Origin of the sequence: Halorubrum sp. Eb13 (genome assembly GCF_002252895.1) — an archaeon.
GTDB lineage: Archaea > Halobacteriota > Halobacteria > Halobacteriales > Haloferacaceae > Halorubrum.
Map to the genome: position 1 here is coordinate 1 of NZ_NHPE01000055.1, position 575 is coordinate 575.

Consider the following 575-nt stretch of genomic DNA (forward strand, 5'->3'; position numbering starts at 1 on the left):
GGGGATCACTGTTTGAGAGCTTGTTCGAGGTTGTAGACTGCGGCGGTCAACACGAGTTCGCGGAACTCGCGGTACCAAGCGCGAGGGTGGACAGCGGGGCCGAACCGACGCTTGATGGCCGAAAAGGCGGTCTCGGCCATCCACCGCTGGCCGTATAGCTCGCTGTCCAACCGTGCGTTGTGCGCGTGATCGTACGCAGCGAACAGCCGGTGACGCAGCAACGGCCGGACGCCCGCTGAACGGAGGGCGTCCCGGAGAGATTGGTCGTCATAGCCTTTGTCGCCGGCGAGGCTCTCGATTTTCTCGGTGTTGCGAAGGGCAACTCGACGGCCAGTTTGGGTGTCGTGAGGCCAGTGTGCCGAGCAGTGAAGATCAAGGATGGCACACGAATCTGTATCGACGAGTGCCGTCGTTTTGAGCGTTCGTATGTGGCGATCCGAGCGGTGTTGGTAGTGTCTCGATGCCGTTTCGCGGTCGAAGAACGTGGCATCGATGGCACCGTGCGAGCCCGGATCGCAGATGGTCGCAGACTCCCGAAGGAAACCGCGCCACACCGACATGGGCACCCTCTCAAA

Annotated in this window: 1 protein-coding gene; it reads right to left on the minus strand. The window is 61.7% G+C overall.

The genetic code is table 11. The features are described 5' to 3' along the window. Nucleotides 1–5 precede the first annotated feature (5 nt). A partial coding sequence (locus DJ75_RS05910) for an IS5 family transposase (RefSeq protein WP_141211985.1) occupies nucleotides 6–575 on the minus strand: 570 nt, incomplete at its 5' end.